The organism is Acidihalobacter yilgarnensis, assembly GCF_001753245.1.
Taxonomy (GTDB): Bacteria; Pseudomonadota; Gammaproteobacteria; order DSM-5130; family Acidihalobacteraceae; genus Acidihalobacter; species Acidihalobacter yilgarnensis.
This window is the reverse complement of the sequence record NZ_CP017415.1, coordinates 461,308-477,912: the sequence shown is the minus strand read 5'-3', so window position 1 is coordinate 477,912 and position 16,605 is coordinate 461,308. Positions and strand designations below refer to the sequence as shown.

The window sequence follows — 16,605 nt, the reverse complement described above, 5'->3', positions numbered from 1 at the left end:
TGGGGAACCATCGCACCGTGTTCTTGGACAAAGGCTCAGCGCCTACTGCACGGACGTCACATGGCCATGCATCATCAATCAACCGACGGACAACACACCGCCCCATGACCGACACGCCCCTGATCGAGGCACGCGGGCTCGCCCGTTATTACGGTAACCACTGCGCGGTGCAAGGTATTTCCCTGGAATTACGATCCGGCGAGGTGCTTGGCCTGCTCGGCCCCAACGGTGCCGGCAAATCCACCACGCTGTCCATGATCAGCGGCAACCTCGCGCCCAGCGCCGGACGTATTCACATTAAGGGCATCGACCTGCTAGACGCACCGCGCAAGGCCAAGCGCCACATCGGCTATCTGCCCGAGCACCCCCCCCTCTATCACGACCTGACCGTCGACGAATACCTGCGCTATGCCGCGCGCCTACACGGCATCCCTCGTAGGGAAACGACCGAAGCAGTCGAATTGGCCAAGTCGCGCACAGGGCTAGAGGATGCCGGACGCGCGCTGATCGCGATCCTCTCCAAGGGTTTTCAACAGCGGGTCGGCATCGCCCAGGCCATCGTCCACCAACCCGCCGTGATCATTCTCGACGAACCCACCGTGGGTCTCGATCCGTTGCAGATCCGCGAAATCCGGGATTTGATCCGTGAGCTGTGCTGCGAACACGGCGTAATCCTGTCGACGCACATACTTGCCGAGGTGCAAGCCACCTGCCACCGCGTCATGATCATCAACCGTGGACATACCGTGTTCACCGACACCCTGCAGCATCTGGCCGAGCAACGGCCCAGCACCACCCTGAAGGTCGCCTTCTCCACCCCGCCGAGCGCCCACGAGCTGAACGCAATCGAAGGCGTCATCTCCGTTCAGGCGCAGGCAGATGGGCGCTTTCGCATAGAACATGCCGCCGAATACAGTCCCGCCGAACGTATCGCCGAGCAAGCAGTCGCGCGCGACTGGGGACTTCGCGAACTCACCCCGAACGCGCCAGCCTGGAACAGGCCTTCCTGAACACGATCTACCATGAACACGAGGATATTGAGGAGCTGTCGGCATGATTCTGACGATCGCCCGACTCGAATTTAGGCGCATGTTCTACTCGCCACTGGCTTGGGTTGTGCTCGCCATCGTCCAGTTTGTCCTCGCCCTGATCTTCCTGAGCACGCTGCAAAATTTCATCGATACGATTGAACCCCGGCTAACCGGCATCTCCGGCGCACCGGGCGTGACCGAACTGGTCGTCTCGCCGCTGTTCATGTGGTCCGGTATCATCATGCTGGCAGTCTCCCCGTTGCTCACCATGCGAAGCTTCAGCGAGGAGCTCCAAAGTCGCACCCTGCCTTTACTCACCTCGGCGCCAGTCTCGGTGACCGAGATCGTACTCGGCAAATATCTCGGGCTCATGAGCTTCATGCTACTGATGATTCTCATGGTCTCGCTGATGCCACTATCGCTTTCGCTCGGCACCCATCTCGACTGGGGACACCTGGCGGCGGCAGTGCTTGGGCTGGTGTTATTACTCGCCTCCTTCTCGGCTGCCGGGCTCTATATCTCCAGCCTCACTGGGCAGCCGACGCTGGCTGCGGTCGGCACCTTCGGCCTATTACTGTTCCTGGTCGTTCTGTACATCTCCGGCACCTCGCAGAACACCGCCAGCCAGCTATTCATCTACCTCTCGCAATTCAGTCATTTCCTGTCGTTTTTGCGCGGAGAATTCAGGAGCAGTGATCTCGCCTACTACCTGTTGTTCATCCTGACCTTCCTGGTTCTCACCGTCCGCCAGCTCGACGGCCTGCGGCTGCCCCGCTGAGGTATCGCATGCATATCTCCCGCACCACACGCTGGCACCTCAGGATCAACTCCCTGATCTTCATCTCGCTTTTTTTGATCGCCGTCGGTCTGCTCGCCTGGCTAAGCCATCGCTATCGCTTCGATCAGGACTGGACCTACACCCATCGCAACAGCCTCGCCCCGGTTACACGCCAGCTGGTCGCCGGCATTCGCAAGCCGATCCACTTCATCGCCTTTGTCAGCGACGACGCATCACTGCACGAACGCATCCGCCGGCAGCTAGCGCAATACCGCCATGCCGGTCACGACGTAAGCCTGAGCTTCGTCAATCCCGATCTCTCACCCAAGCGGGCGCAACAATTCGGCGTCAGTCACACCGGCCAGATGGTGATCGAGATCGGTGACCATAGCCGCGTCGTGGACAACCTGGGACAACAGACCATTGCCAACGCCCTCATGCAGCTCGCCCGGACCGGCAACCGTTGGGTCGTCTTCCTCGAGGGACAGAAGGAGCGCAGCCCGTTGGATAGCAGCAGTCACGGCCTGAGTCGACTCGCTGACAGCCTGGCGCAGACCGGTCTGCACATCCAACCGCTCAACCTGCTGCGCACCCCGAATATCCCGGAAAATACCGCGGTCCTGGTCATCGCCGGCCCCGAGACCGACTTCACGCCCGGCGAAACCGCCGCCATCACACACTACATCGACCACGGCGGCGACCTCCTCTGGCTGCACGACCCCGGCCCACTGCACGGCCTGGCACCGCTCGCCCAAGCGCTAGACCTGCATTTCCTGCCGGGCACGGTAGTGGATGCCAATCCCGAACTGCGCGCCATGATCGGCATCCAGAATCCAGCCGTGGTGCCGGTCCTCGACTATGGCCAGTCGCCGATCACCAACCATCTGCAGGTGCAGACCCTGATGCCTTTCACCGCCGCCATCGCCCAGCCCACAGGCGGCAAGACGTGGCAAGCCAGCGCGCTGCTGCGCTCGCTGCCCAAGAGCTGGAGCGAAACCGGCCCGCTCAAGGGCGACGTCAAGTACGACGCCGCACGCGGCGACACCCTAGGTCCTCTGGTACTGGGCGAAGCCCTCAGTCGCAATCTGGCGGATGGCCATCAGCAGCGCATCGTCGTCTTCGGCACCAGCGCCTTCGCCAGCAACGCCTTCATCGGACTGGGTGCCAACCTCAATCTCGCAACCGCCACTCTCAACTGGCTCAGTCACGACGACAACCTTGTGCAGATCCACCTGCCGTCCGCGCCCGACACCCGACTGGTGCTGAGTCGCGGTGAAGGCTATGCCATCGCCGCCGGCTTCCTGATCCTACTTCCCATCGGGCTCCTACTCGCTGGCACGCTGATCTGGATGCGCCGACGGCGCGCCGCACGCTGATGATGGCCAACGAAGGTAGTCAGCGACGAGGGCTGCTCAACCTCGGCCTGTTGGTTGTAGTCGTGCTCCTTGCCGCCACCGTGTGGCGAGTCAGCCGACCCACTGCACCCGCCGGACACGTCCTCGTCCCCGATCTGCACGCTTCCGATATCCGGCATATCACGCTCACCCGCCAGGGCGAGCCGAAACTGGAATTCGCCCGCAAAGCAGGTATTTGGCGGATCGTCGCCCCGCTGCAGGCCCGTGCCAATCGCATGCTGGTGCAATCCCTGCTCGCGTTGCCCGAATCGCGCAGCCCACGCCGTTACACTCTGAAGGGCCTGGATCTTGAGCACTACGGCCTCGCCCCGCCCCGAGTCACGATCCACTATGGCAACGACCATGCACTCCGCCTCGGCAACCTCAATCCCGTCAACAACCTGCGTTATGCGCTCGCCGGCAAACACCTATATCTCATCCAGAATGCCCTTGCCGATCTGCCTGAATCGCCCGCCTTGCGCTGGATCAGCCTCGATCTGTTGCCACCCGACGCGCACATCCGAGACCTCGCCCTCCCCAATCTGAACATCCGCGCCAAATCGCCAAGCGGCTGGACCGTCACCCCCCGCCCTACTCACCTGATGTCGGATCAGATCGTGCGCCTGCTGCAGAATTGGTCGCTCGCCTCAGCCTACCGCGTCACCACCGGACCCAAAGCGCCTACCGACGGCAAACCCGCACAGCCCATTGCCATCACCTTGGACAACGGCAAGACCTATCGCTTCACGCTCATTTCCACCCAGCCCGAACTCGTGCTTCGACGCGAAGGACTCGACATCGACTACCACCTCCCTGCCGACACGGCCAAGGCACTGCTCGCACTTGGCAAACCTGAACGGGGTGACGACGCAAAGGGACAAGGGCGGACCGCGCGGGCTCCGTAATGCGCGCTCAGGCGCATGGGAACATCGGACCAGCAGACATGCCAAACCGGCAGACTCAGGCGGCCCGCAGCGGCGGTTCCTGCAGACGCAGACGCTGCTCGCGCAAGGTGAGGATTTGCTCCTCCCAATAATTGAGCGTACCGAACCAGGGAAACGCCTGAGGAAAGGCAGGATCGATCCAGCGCCGCGCAAGCCACGCCGCATAATGCAGCAGTCGCAGCGTACGCAATGGCTCTACCAACGCCAGCTCGCGCCGGTCGAACTCAAAAAATTCCTCATAACCGGCCAGAATTTCGCCAAGCTGGCGCTGCATGTCAGCCCGCTCACCACTAAGCAGCAGCCAGATGTCCTGTACCGCCGGCCCCATCCGGCTGTCGTCGAGGTCTACCAGATGCGCGCCATGGTCGGTCCACAACACATTACCGGCATGCAGATCGCCGTGTAAGCGGATCGCGCGACACGGCGTCGCCGCAAACTGCGCATCGACCACCGCCATCAGCTCATTTGCAAGGTCGTGATACTGCCCGACGTATTCGCGCGGCACCGCATCATGGGCCAACAGATAATCAACGCTCGCGTGGCCAAAGTGCGTTGGCGTCAATGTCGGCCGCTCGCGGAACGCCCGCGCGGCACCCACGGCATGGAGACGCCCGATGAACTGACCCAGCCGATACTGCGTGTCCGGGTCATCCAGCTCTGGTGCGCGGCCGCCCCGCCGGGGAAACAATGCGAAGCGAAACCCCGCATGGCACAACAGCGACTCGCCCCGAGCATCCGTGATCGGCGCAACCACCGGGATTTCCAGCTCCGCCAATGTCCGCGCAAAATCATGTTCCTCATGGATCTGCGCATCGCTCCAGCGTCCGGGGCGATAGAACTTGGCAACCAGGAATCCGGCCGCCTCGTCGCCGATCTGATAGACACGATTCTCATAGCTGTTCAGCGCCAGCACCGACCCCGTCGGCTGACAGCCGGCCACCTCCATCGCGTCCAGTACCGTATCCGGCGTCAGCCTGTCGTAAGGGTGTTCGGTATTCAGCACATCTGGCATCGGTGGCTCCTTTCCCGGCAGTATCGCATCTTGGATACCCATACCGGCCCAACCGCCGAGCATAAAAAAAGCCAGCACTCGGCTGGCTTCGCTTCGATATGCAATTCTATGGTGCCGTTGAGAGGAGTCGAACCTCCGACCTACTGATTACGAATCAGTTGCTCTACCAACTGAGCTACAACGGCAAGGGGCGTAAGGATAGACAAAGCTAGAGCAAAGCTCAACGCCAACGTGGTGCGGATTCAGCGGGCTGCGGGCTTGACGCGGATAATGACGTCCACCCCGGCAACATCGAACGCATCGGGCAAGGTCGGCATGCGGTTGATGGTAACGTCCGCTGCCTCTATGTCCTCCAGCACACCGGATTCTATGTGGTACAGGTGGTGATGCGGATCCAGATTCGTATCGAAGAACATCTTGGTCGGGTCGACCACTACTTCGCGTAGCAGGCCCTTCTCAGCGAACAACCCGAGCGTATTGTACACCGTGGCCTTGGACACACCACGCCGGCCACCGCTCAAACGCGTGAGTACCTGATCGGCGGAAATATGCTGATGACCACCGAACAGCAAGCAGCCGATCTCCACGCGTTGTTGCGTCGGCGTGATGCCGTGCTCGCGCAGTAGTGCAATCACCGCGGCACGCTCGATCTTCGGCTGATGGACGGAGTTGGTCATACTGAAATGCTATCGCAATATTTAGACGGGGTCTAGAACTATAATGAATCGCATTACGCTACCGCTCACATCACGGGGTAATCGTAGGGCGTGGGATCGATCACCGGCGGACGCGCGAGCATAAGATCGACCATCACCCGCACGGAACCCAGGCCCATGATGACGCCATTGCGATAATGCCCCGCATTGATGAAAAGCCCGCGCACACGCGGATGCTCGGCGACGACGGGAATGCCCTCGGGCGAACCTGGGCGCAAGCCGGACCACTGGTGTTCGACCGCCAGGTCAGACAATGCGGGCATCAGCGCGCAGGCAGCCTGCGTCAGCGAGGTGCAAGCCTCGCCCGTGGTGGACTTGTCGAAACCAACCTCCTCCAGCGTGCTGCCGACGACAATGCGTCCGTCGCGACGCGGGATGAGATAGCGGTCACCGTGTAGGACGATACGCTGCAGCTGACCCGGCATTGCCCGAAAAACAACCATTTGCCCGCGTACCGGGCGGATCGGCGGGGGCGGTCCTAGTGCGGCTAACAAGCCGGCACTCCAGGCACCTCCGGCGACCACAACCTGCCCGGCTGCGCGTGGACCGCGCGCGGTGTCTACGCCGCAGATGCGTCCAGCGTTCACCCGCAGCCCCTGAACGGGATTACCCGTTTCGACCACGACGCGACTGCCGGCAAGGCCTACACGCAATGCACGCACCAGGCGCGGGTTGCGCATCTGCGCAATACCGGGCAGCCACAGACCGCCCTCGCCCATTGGCGCCAGCGCCGGCTCGCACCGCCGCATACCGTCGGCATCCAGGTGCTCCAGTTCAACGTGCTGCTGCTCGGCCCAGGCACGCGCTGCGTCGTATTCCGACGCGCTGGGCACCAGCAGGCCACTCGGTTCCCATTCGGGATCGACGCCGCTCTCTTCGTATAGGCATCGGGCCAGCGCGGGATAGCGGGCCTGACCGTAGCGCGCGAGTCGCGTCACGGCCGCTGGATAACGCCAGGGATACAGCGGAGAGAGGATGCCGCCACCCGCCCACGAGGCCTCATGGCCAAGCTCACCGCGCTCGATCAGGCGCACCGCCAAACCCGTGGCGCTGAGTTCACGAGCGGCAAGCATACCGATCAGGCCGCCGCCCACAATGATGCAATCGTCCATGCTGTTCACAGTCTGCCCCGTCGCTGCACGGAAGGTTGCGCAGGCGGGTCGTGAGAATTTGCGCATACGACGTCGGTTACGACTGGATCGTACGTGCGCCTGTGACCGCATTCTAAACCAGTGTGCCAAGCGCGTAAAAATCAGCGCGGCCCACCCGAGCTACCGATGTCTCTAAAGATTCGCCTCAAGTGAATTCCACAGACGCTGGCTGTCGATACGCAGTCGACTCATGATCTGGCGTTGCGTTTCGTTTGTCATCGTCAATCTCTTGAGGGATGTGCGCGGGAATTCATCTGGCAATAACGGGGCTGGCCGATCAGTAGCCACCCAAGACCGTGTCCCCATGCGACCTAGTCACAACGCAGCCACGGCGAGGCGCTTTAACTCAGGCTTCTTTCGCGCGCAAATAGGCTCGCCAGCCACCGTGAGCCGTGATGTCATCGCCGTTAACCAGGGCGTGCGGCTCGCAGAGAAAACCCTGGACCCACTCGCCACTCTCCAACTCCACCGAGCCGATGCACAGCGGCGGCGGTATCTCACGAATGAACCCGCCGAAGGCATCCGCCGGCATGGCCCAAACCTCGACTTCGATGGACTCGCCGGCACCGGAGGGAAAACTGCGCACCAAGCCGGGTTTGGGCGGTTTCGTCGCCCGCAAGGCATACAGCCGGTAGGCCGGTGCGGTTCGGCAACGGCGCAGCAAATGGGCGCCGCAGGTTAGCAGCTGATGATTGAGCGGTTGTCCGCTAAGGTGTGCACCGACCACCGCCAGATGGATCTCGTCGGGCATGTCGTTCGCAGCGGCAAGCGCCGGGAGCTCGCCCATAAAACGCGCGGCCAACGTCAGCAGATCGCAGTCGCCCATGCCGGGCGCGATTAATGAGAGTCCGAACGGCATGCCGTCTGCGCGCTGTCCGGCGGGTACGGCAATGGCGCACTGGTCGAGTAAGTTGACGAACTGGGTGTAATAGCCGAGCTGCCGGTTGGTGGCCATCGGTTCGGCCTCGACTGCGGTGCGCAGGACTTGGGTGCCGATAGTCGGCGTGATCAGCACGTCGACCCGCGCCATTTCCATTTCGGCCGAACGACGCAGGGCGGCAAGCCGGTATTGCGCGGTGAAGGTTTCGGCGGCGTCATAGGCCATACCGTCCTCCAGTATCCGCCGCGTGATCGGCAGCAGGGCTTCCGGGTGTTGATGCATGAAGTGACCGATCGCGGCCAGGCGCTCGGCCACCCAAGGGCCGTCGTAGAGCAGACTGCCGGCAGCCAGAAAGGAAGCAAAATCGATCTCGATCCGCCTACCACCCAGGGCTTCCAGGTGCTCGACCGCAGCAGCGAAGAGATCGCGGGATTCCGTGTCACCATAAAAACGCAGAAACTCCGCAGCCGGCACACCAAAACGGAATTCGCCCTCGGTCAACGCAGGGCGCGCGGGTCTTGGATGCTGGCTGCGGCTGTACGGGTCGCGTGCATCCTCTCCTAGGGCGACGTTCAAAACCCGCTCGGCATCCGTCACGCTATGCGTGAATACGGCAATGCAATCCAGTGAACGGCAGGCGGGCACCACCCCCGCGGTGCTGACCAGGCCCCGCGTCGGCTTGAATCCAATCACGCCGTTGCACGCAGCCGGCACACGTCCGGAACCGGCGGTATCCGTACCGAGCGAAAAACTGACCAATCCACGCGCCACCGCAACTGCGGAACCAGAACTCGACCCGCCGGCCACATAGGCGGGGTCGATAGCATTGTCGCAGGCGCCGTAGGGCGAGCGCGTCCCCACCAACCCCGTGGCAAACTGATCCAGGTTGGTCTTGCCGATCAGCATGGCACCCGCGGCCTCCAGGCGCGCGACCACGGTTGCGGTACGCGTGGCCACATAGGCGAAATCGGGACAAGCCGCGGTGGTCGGATAGCTGGCCACGTCGATATTGTCCTTGACCGCGAAGGGCACGCCGTAGAGTGGCAGGGCATTCCGCTCGGCAGCCGTCAATGCGCCCAGCGCCCGCGCGCGCAGCAGCAAATCGTCATCGGACAATCTTTCGATCCAGATATGGCGCGTCGGGCAGTCGGCGATGCGTGCGAGCACCTCGCGCAGCACCCGCTCGGGCGTGGCCTCGCCGGTGGCATAACGGTGGCACAGGCGGGTGATATCCAAATCGTCCGATTCGCCGGAGACGATGGGCGTAAGACTCATTTCATGACCTCAAACGGCCGCCTGCGCCACGCGTGCGAGCAGCGTTTCGCGGGTCGCCGCATCCAAAAAGGCCGCCTCGACGGCGTTGCGGCCTAGCGTCAAGATACCCTCCGCGCCCAGGTGCAGGGCAGCCTCGGTGGCGGCGAAATTCTCGGTCATGTAGCCGCCGAAATAGGCCGGGTCGTCGGAATTAACCGTCGCGCACAGACCGTGGTCGAGCAGGCGCTTGAGCGGGTGCTCGCGCATCTCGGCAAAGCCGCCCAGGCGCACGTTGGATAGCGGGCACACGGTCAGCGGCACGCGCTCAGCCACCAGCCGCGCGACCAGAGCATCGTCCTCCAGGCAGCGCACGCCGTGATCGATACGTGAAACCTTGAGCAGGTCCAGCGCCTCCCAAATGTATTCTGGCGGCCCTTCTTCACCGGCATGGGCGACGATCAGCAGGCCGTGCTCGCGCGCGGCGGCAAACACCCGCTCGAATTTAGACGGCGGATGCCCCACCTCGCTGGAGTCGAGGCCCACGGCGATGATGCGGTCGAGGTAAGGCTCGGCCTGGCGCAGGGTATCGAAGGCATCGGTCTCGTCGAGGTGGCGCAGGAAACACAGGATCAGTCGGGAGGTAATACCGAGGCTGCGTTCGCCCTCGGCCAGCGCCCGACTGATGCCGTTGAACACGGCAGAAAAGGCCACACCCCGGTGGGTGTGGCTTTGCGGATCGAAGAAAATCTCGGTATGGACCACGCCCTGCACCGACGCCCGCCGGAGATAGGCGAGCGTCAGCTCGTAGAAATCCTGCTCGGTGAGCAGCACCGCACAGCCCTCGTAGTACAAATCGAGAAAGGACTGAAGGTCGTGAAACCGGTAAGCCGCGCGCAGTGATTCCACGTCGGGATAGCGTACACGCACGTCGTTGCGACGGGCGAATTCGAACAACTGCTCGGGTTCGAGCGTACCCTCGATGTGTACGTGCAACTCCACCTTGGGCAGGCGTTCGATCAGGGCTCCGGTATCCATTTCACTCCTCATGTTTTATGTGCGGTATTCCACGGTGGGCGGGCGCCGGACTCAGCTCGACTGCCCCTCGACACCCTTGATGAGCCATTACAGACCTAGCAAGTCATTATCGGTCAATACCTTGCTGACGGACAGGCGATGTACCGGACGGTGCGGGTCCACGACCAAACCCTAACGGGACTCGGCGAAGCGGCGAAGCATTGATCACACCCCGCACCGACAAGCGTCTGGCCATCGCCACAGGTCATACCCGCGCCTTCGGACCTCGGGAAATCGGTTATCGCCCGATGATCGAAGAGACCGCACGCGTGGTCCGCGAACGGATGCGCGAGCTGGCCACCGACGATCCCGTCGACGTGCACGTGGTACAGATCGAGGGCATCATCCCGGTCCCCCAACGCGACACCGGACGAAACCGTCGAGATCGAGGCCGCGTTCGCGCGTGTGAAAGCAGCCGTTCCAAGCGCTCATGTTTGCACTGTTGTGATCTCGAAGGCGTATTCTGCGAGGCGGCTATCGTCCTAAGCTGTGTCAAAACATGCATTCTGAATATTGAGTGGCACACCTGATATCAAGCGCCGTCTGATTTTCTGTGCTTATGGAGTGATGGCGCAGAATCATTTGATATTATTCCGCCTGGGTGGGGAATTTATTGAATCATCGCGCGATGTCTTTTGTTTTGACACAGCCCGGATCACTTCCGGTCGTTCATGCTCTTTCCGCATCAAGCGGTTCAATGGCCAAATCCGCAAGTAGCTAGCGGCGATTCAGTAGGCCATGGAGCATCTGTATAAGCTATGGCTGGACCGTGAATTACGGTGACATTGAAAGCCTAATTCAACCCGAAGCCGCCTAGTTATTAAGCCGCATCGATATATTCCAAAATCACCCACCTTGCGTGTTACGAGTGTCATGCGAACCTACCGGACGGCTGTGGGTTGAAACCCGTGAACTCAGGGGACGCATATTCTCATGCGGCAATGATGGAGGTTCAATGTGCGACGCGATTCATTTCGCCAACAAACTCCGTAGGCAGCACTGAAAACCGGAGGCAGCTCTCGGCATGACCGCTTTATATCCAGGTTAAAATAGCGCCGTAGTCACTCATATCGCAATAAATGAGTGGCGTCGAATCACTATTCGTAACCTTTCTCAGGTGCAATTGTTTCAAATTTATTACTGACTTATTGCAAAACCATTAATATACCTTGTTTTATATGGCATTATTTTCCCAATTACCCCACCCAGATCTCAGGGCAATAATTTACATGAATGGATTGAGTCACAATTCCTTACTGACCGGTAATAATTCACAACTAATTTCTATGGCATAGTATCGTCCCACAGCATCCCTCTGTGATTTTCATCAATCACTCATTACGCCTGAAAAGTCCATTAGCGATGACATGGTTGAAGAAACCACATTCAGAAATTCTCTTCTAATTAATGCATTTGTTTATGGCGATTTTGCTCATGCCGTCTGGGCGCTGGTCTTTTACACCCAGTCCAAACGACGAGAGAGGCAATACTGCTGCGCATCCGCGCGCTGCTCAGACGCGCATCTGGCCATCCGAAGCACCGTTATATCGCCCCCTGGGTCTCGATCCATTCACCCATCAAGCTTTTCTCAACGGCTGGTCCATCGCCTTGCGCGCCAAAAAAATCGAACGGCTGCAGGCCCTGCACGGTCGCGGCACGCGGGCCGTTTCCCATGAACGCCTGGAAACACTGATGTGGGCGGGCAAGCCGAATGCGCGTACGCACCTCTCAGATCCACAACCTGCGCGCGTCACTGAGGTGCCAGAGGCTGCCGATCACGATCCGCAACGTCAAGGGTCATGGCGAGCGGCTGGCGCACGCCGCACCGCTACGCACGTTGCACCGCAGCGCGCCCAGAAAGGTGAAGACCACATCGTGCATACGGGGGAGGCGCCTGCCAGTCACTGCGATCATGCGGCACTCGACTCCACAGACCAGATGACATTGAGGTCGATTCCCCGCGTGTCATTGCACACCTCTCGTCGGCATCTTGCCGATGCCAGTCCAATGACGCGTATATCATCCGCGTCTGAACGTTGGGACGACGTTTCGAAGATAATTCACCGGGTGGCTATGCCGCCCGCCTGCCTACTCCACATCAAGGGTTAATCTCCATGGGTTTTAACAGCTTTCGCTCCTGCCGCCGCCGCGTTCCGCTCGTATGCATAAGCGCCGCGCTGCTGATGAGTCTGGCGGGTGGCGCCAATGCCGCCGACATCACGCAAATCGTCCACGCACGCAAGGCGCACTTCAAAACACTCGGCAGGAACGACAAGTTTCTGCGGGATGAGATGCATCGCTCGCACCCGGATTGGCACTGGATCGGAGTGTACGCGAAGCAGATTGCCGCACTCTCCAATGCTCTGCCCACATGGTTCCCTGCGGGCAGTGGGAAAGGACATGGAGTCGCCACCCAAGCGAGCCGGGAAATCTGGGAAAAACCCACCGCGTTCGCCCGGGCCGCTCAGAGGATGAAAATCAGTGCTGATAACCTCACACGCGACGCCGCCAAGCACGACCTTAACGCGCTCGCATTCAATGCCAGGAAACTCGGTCAGTCCTGCGACAGTTGCCATCGAGTTTTCCGCACGCGCAGCAGCTGGTGGTGATGCATGGCCAATACGAAGAGTGCAGTTCGAAAGCGCGTTCGGGTCTGGGATCTGCCGACGAGGATCTGGCACTGGAGCGTCCTGATCCTGTTCGCGATCTGCTGGTGGACCGCGGACACCGACCACATGCGATGGCACCTGCTCGCCGGCTACGGTGTCCTCGGCCTTGTGACGTTTCGGATCGTGTGGGGTTTTTGTGGCGGACAGACTGCCCGGTTCAGTAGTTTCGTTCGCGGTCCCGCGGGCGTTTGGCGCTATGTCCGCAAGCTCCTCAAGCGCGATGGCGATGAATCGCTCGGTCACAATCCGCTGGGCGCACTCAGCATTATCGTCATGCTAAGCCTTTTGCTGCTGCAAACCATCCTCGGCCTATTCGCGGTCAATGACGACGGCGGCGCCTCAGGCCCCCTGTCGCAGTGGGTTTCCTACGAGACCGGACGGCGCTTCGCACATTTGCACGCCGCCAATTTCAATCTCCTTTTGCTCCTCATTGGGCTGCACCTCACCGCGATTGTCTTCTACCGCCTTGTCCGCGGGGAAAATCTGGTGTCGGCCATGATCCATGGCTATAAATCGCACCGAGCATCAGGTGAGACTCCGTACTTCGTGACGCCGTGGCGCGCGATACTCGTCGCAGCCTCGATTTTCATCGGGGTCGTATTGTTGGTGAGAATCTGATCACAGCGACGGGTATAAGAAGAACAAGTGGCCACTTGACCGGGGTCAGCAGCAAGCTGACCCTCATTCACTGCCCGATCATCTGGCACGCGCGTTTACCACGCGCTGCAGCTCGGCGTCCCGGCAGTTGCCTGCACTGCCGCCCGACCGGTGGGTATGGGTCAAAAGAAACCGAGATGTGAATCGCCACCAGTTCTCTAGACACGGTCCAGCCGTTCTTGGTAACGCTGTTCGTAGTCTACCAGTTACATGTGACAAAACGAGACCTGAGCAAGTCACCATTGAGGCAGGGTAATCCCCCCATTATTAGCGATGTTCAGAAATGGAAGGGTTAAGCCACCAGGGCGAGCTTCTGTTTTGGGGTGATGCCTCCGAGGGCCATGTTTGGCCGTTCGTGGTTGTAGGTCCAGAGCCAGCGGGTGGCGAAGTTTTGGACCTCGTGGATCGACTCGAACAGGTATTGGTTCAACCAGTCGTAGCGCACGGTGCGATTGTAGCGCTCGATATAGGCGTTCTGCTGCGGTTTGCCGGGTTGGATGAAGTTGAGCGCAATGCCGTTGCTTGGCTGCCCAGGCGGCCAGGGTCGTGCTGACGTATTCTGGCCCGTAGTACATATCGAAGCATGAGCCGTTGGGCAGCCATCATCGAGAAGAGCATCCTGAGGGTTCTCACACACCACAGGAGATTCGCGATGATGACTACCCGCAATGATGCTACGCCAGCGGCCACCTGGGTGGCGATCGATATTGCCAAGCGTACCCATGCCGTTCTCATCGAAACGCCTGATGGCAAGCATCGGCGCTTCCGGATGAACAGCTTGCAGGAAGACCATCAGCGGTTGGTCGATCTGCTGCATTTGTGCCCTGCTCCGGTTCGTATCGCCTTTGAACCGACCGGGGATTGCCACCGGACACTGGCGTACCGTTTGCTCAAGGAGGGTTTCGATGTCTGCCTGGTTTCCTCGATCGCTGGCGCTCGTTACCGCGAGGCGCTGTTCAACTCGTGGGATAAGAACGACCCGAAGGATGCCGCAGTGATCCTCGCCCTGCTCAAGCAGGGCGTTACTCAGCGCTATGTCGATCCGCTAATCGCCGGCCACCATGGGCTGCAGGAGCTGTCCAAAACCCACTACCAGATCAGTCTGGCCCGAACGCGGCTCCAGCACAGCCTGATGACACACTATTTGCCGCTGTATTTCCCGGAGAGCGAACGCTACTTCCACTCCACGCAGGCGGAGTGGTTTGCACGCTTCCTGATCCGTTTCCCGACGGCGGCCTCAGTGCGTGCGTTGTCCTTTGAGGCGTTCGAGCGCGAGGCCTGGAACGTGGTTGGGCGCAAGGTCAACAAACGCTCGTGGATTCGGGAACTGTACGATACGGCGTGTACCAGCGTTGGCTTGCCGATCGCTGGCGACGATGTGGCCATCGAGACGTTTCGGCTCCAACTGCGCCGTTATCAGCAACTGATCGAACAACGCGAGGCCCTGGCCGAGACCGCGCATCGCCTGCTGCAGGGACGCCCCGATTACGAGTCGTTGCGATCCATTCCCGGTATAGGGCCTGTGCTCGCCCTCACTATCTTGGCCGAGGCAGGCGATTTGCGCCGTTTTTCCCATCACCGGCAGTTTCTCAAGTACTGCGGCCTGGACTTGTCCAAGTCGCAATCAGGCCAGTTCCGTGGCCAGGAGAAGTTGTCCAAGCGCGGCAACGCCAGACTGCGCTTCGCCTTCTGGTTCGCCGCCACCATCGCCGTGCGCATGCGTGAGAACAGCTTCCGGCAAAAGTACGAGCGTTATGTGCAACCCGACCCGCTCAACGCCGATCGCAAACGCAAAGCGTTGACGGCGGTCGCGGCCAAGATGGCGCGGGTCGCTTACAGCCTGGTCAAGCATCGAACCACGTACCGCTGTTATTTCGAAACGAGTTTGCCCCGTGGATCGACCCCTCTCTGTAGGGCCGTTGGGACCGATTAGGATCCCGTAGATAATGTTCGGGCCTTCCACGGGACCCCATGCTGTTTTAAGCACGGTCGAGGCCGCTTGGCGGACCTCGTGTTCACTATGGTTAGATCAGGGGATCTTTTCGATCGTGGAAGCCCACGGGCATCGTTCGATAGCGGCGGATACAGCCATTCAAGGACGTCCAGCACGGCCTAGGCTGCTTTCGCCTGTACCTCAGCGCTTGACTCTACAGTTAGCACGTTGTCGCAGCGGATCGCCTGCGGCTTGCCGCGCCATTCGATGACCCGATCCAGTGCGCGCACAACCCGTTCGGCCGGTAGCGAGAAGTCGGCCTCGATGCACAATCCTTCGCGGTTGTAGTCGTCAATGACGTTGAACAGCCGATACGGGCGCCCATCCTGTAAGCTGTCGTGCATAAAATCCATCGACCAGCTCTGGTTGAGCGCCTCGGGCACGGCCAATGGCTCGGGCTTGTCGCGCACGATCCGTCGCTTGGGCTTGATCCGCAGGTTCAGTTCCAGCGCCCGGTAGATGCGGTACACGCGCTTGTGATTCCAGCCAAAGCCCTTGACGTTGCGCAAGTGCAAAAAGCACAGCCCAAAGCCCCAGTTGCGCTGCTTGTGCGTCAGCCGAACCAGCCAGTCGGCGATGCGCGCGTTCTCTTCCGACAGCTTCGCTTGATACCGATAGCATGTCTGACTGATCCCAAACGCACGGCAGGCCAGGCCGATGCTGATACCCCGTTGCGCCACACAGTCTTGGGCCCTCTCCCGGCGCGAAGAGGGCCTTACCATTTTCCCTCAAGGGCTTCCTTGCGAATCTCCGAAACCAGACGCTCTTCGGCGTACATCTTCTTCAGCCGCCGGTTCTCGTCCTCCAGCTCCTTCAGGCGGGCCATCAGCGAAGCGTCCATGCCGCCGTACTTGGCCCGCCACTTGTAGAACGTGGCGCTGCTCATGTCGTGCTCGCGGCACAGCTCAGGCACGGGCGTGCCGGCCTCGGCCTGCTTGAGAATGCTGATGATCTGGCTGTCCGTGTATCGCGATTTCTTCATGCGGAATCTCCTTACCGGTGAGTATCGGAAAATTCCACTTCTGAACGCTACTACTTTTCGGGCGGATTAC

The 16,605-nt window shown here is 60.6% G+C and carries 14 protein-coding genes, 1 tRNA gene and 2 pseudogenes; 9 read left to right on the top strand and 8 right to left on the bottom strand.

Annotation, left to right across the window (positions count from 1 at the left end; genetic code table 11):
• Window positions 1–104: 104 nt before the first annotated feature.
• Genes BI364_RS02365 through BI364_RS02350 form a run of 4 tightly spaced genes read left to right on the top strand, consistent with a single transcriptional unit; the run spans window position 105 to window position 4,108 of the window.
• Window positions 105–1,010, top strand: coding sequence for an ABC transporter ATP-binding protein (locus tag BI364_RS02365; protein WP_233279567.1), 906 nt, complete (start codon window positions 105–107; stop codon window positions 1,008–1,010).
• A gap of 43 nt (window positions 1,011–1,053) precedes the next feature.
• Window positions 1,054–1,809 carry an ABC transporter permease gene (locus BI364_RS02360; protein ID WP_070077393.1) on the top strand — a complete coding sequence of 252 codons (756 nt, stop codon included), beginning with the start codon at window positions 1,054–1,056 and terminating at the stop codon, window positions 1,807–1,809.
• An 8-nt stretch (window positions 1,810–1,817) separates the two neighbouring features.
• Entirely contained in the window at window positions 1,818–3,185 is a 1,368-nt protein-coding gene (locus tag BI364_RS02355) for a GldG family protein (RefSeq protein WP_070077392.1), read from the top strand.
• On the top strand, window positions 3,185–4,108 hold the full coding sequence (locus tag BI364_RS02350; RefSeq protein WP_070077391.1) for a DUF4340 domain-containing protein: 924 nt from the start codon (window positions 3,185–3,187) through the stop codon (window positions 4,106–4,108). The genes BI364_RS02355 and BI364_RS02350 overlap by 1 nt, the downstream gene beginning before the upstream one ends.
• Window positions 4,109–4,163: 55 nt before the next feature.
• Here BI364_RS02350 and BI364_RS02345 read toward each other — a convergent pair whose 3' ends face one another.
• The 6 genes from BI364_RS02345 to BI364_RS02320 all read right to left on the bottom strand — a co-directional run bounded on the left by BI364_RS02345 (window position 4,164) and on the right by BI364_RS02320 (window position 10,195).
• Window positions 4,164–5,159, bottom strand: coding sequence for a serine/threonine protein kinase (locus BI364_RS02345; RefSeq protein WP_070079829.1), 996 nt, complete (start codon window positions 5,157–5,159; stop codon window positions 4,164–4,166).
• A 109-nt stretch (window positions 5,160–5,268) separates the two neighbouring features.
• Window positions 5,269–5,344 (bottom strand) — tRNA-Thr (locus tag BI364_RS02340).
• A 57-nt stretch (window positions 5,345–5,401) separates the two neighbouring features.
• Complete coding sequence (locus BI364_RS02335) at window positions 5,402–5,836, bottom strand: Fur family transcriptional regulator (protein ID WP_070077390.1); 435 nt, start codon at window positions 5,834–5,836, stop codon at window positions 5,402–5,404.
• 65 nt (window positions 5,837–5,901) lie between these two features.
• Entirely contained in the window at window positions 5,902–6,987 is a 1,086-nt protein-coding gene (thiO, locus tag BI364_RS02330) for a glycine oxidase ThiO (RefSeq protein WP_070079828.1), read from the bottom strand.
• A 385-nt stretch (window positions 6,988–7,372) separates the two neighbouring features.
• Entirely contained in the window at window positions 7,373–9,181 is a 1,809-nt protein-coding gene (gene atzF / locus BI364_RS02325; RefSeq protein ID WP_070077389.1) for an allophanate hydrolase, read from the bottom strand.
• Between the two features lie 9 nt (window positions 9,182–9,190).
• The gene (locus BI364_RS02320; protein WP_070077388.1) at window positions 9,191–10,195 is read right to left on the bottom strand and encodes an adenosine deaminase; all 1,005 of its coding nucleotides are present in this window, start codon (window positions 10,193–10,195) and stop codon (window positions 9,191–9,193) included.
• Window positions 10,196–10,395: 200 nt separating this feature from the next.
• Here BI364_RS02320 and BI364_RS02315 point away from each other — a divergent pair, with 200 nt between their 5' ends.
• From BI364_RS02315 to BI364_RS02300, 4 genes are all read left to right on the top strand, one after another.
• Window positions 10,396–10,764, top strand: a complete 369-nt coding sequence (locus tag BI364_RS02315) for a ring-opening amidohydrolase (protein WP_070077387.1) — start codon at window positions 10,396–10,398, stop codon at window positions 10,762–10,764.
• An 889-nt stretch (window positions 10,765–11,653) separates the two neighbouring features.
• Window positions 11,654–12,343, top strand: a complete 690-nt coding sequence (locus BI364_RS02310) for a hypothetical protein (RefSeq protein ID WP_156782595.1) — start codon at window positions 11,654–11,656, stop codon at window positions 12,341–12,343.
• A 5-nt stretch (window positions 12,344–12,348) separates the two neighbouring features.
• Complete coding sequence (locus BI364_RS02305) at window positions 12,349–12,843, top strand: c-type cytochrome (RefSeq protein ID WP_070077385.1); 495 nt, start codon at window positions 12,349–12,351, stop codon at window positions 12,841–12,843.
• Window positions 12,844–12,846: 3 nt separating this feature from the next.
• A complete protein-coding gene (locus tag BI364_RS02300; protein WP_070077384.1) occupies window positions 12,847–13,521 on the top strand; it encodes a cytochrome b/b6 domain-containing protein in 675 nt (224 codons plus the stop codon).
• 331 nt (window positions 13,522–13,852) lie between these two features.
• Here the strand turns inward: BI364_RS02300 and BI364_RS02295 are convergent.
• Window positions 13,853–14,126 (bottom strand): annotated as a pseudogene (locus tag BI364_RS02295) (integrase core domain-containing protein); the annotation flags it as partial.
• An 89-nt stretch (window positions 14,127–14,215) separates the two neighbouring features.
• On the opposite strand from BI364_RS02295, the gene BI364_RS02290 reads away from it, so the two are divergent.
• Window positions 14,216–15,493: an IS110 family RNA-guided transposase gene (locus BI364_RS02290; RefSeq protein WP_070079827.1), complete on the top strand. Its 1,278-nt coding sequence runs from the start codon at window positions 14,216–14,218 to the stop codon at window positions 15,491–15,493.
• A gap of 227 nt (window positions 15,494–15,720) precedes the next feature.
• Here BI364_RS02290 and BI364_RS02285 read toward each other — a convergent pair.
• Window positions 15,721–16,535, bottom strand: a pseudogene (locus tag BI364_RS02285) (IS3 family transposase); the annotation flags it as partial.
• Window positions 16,536–16,605 lie beyond the last annotated feature (70 nt).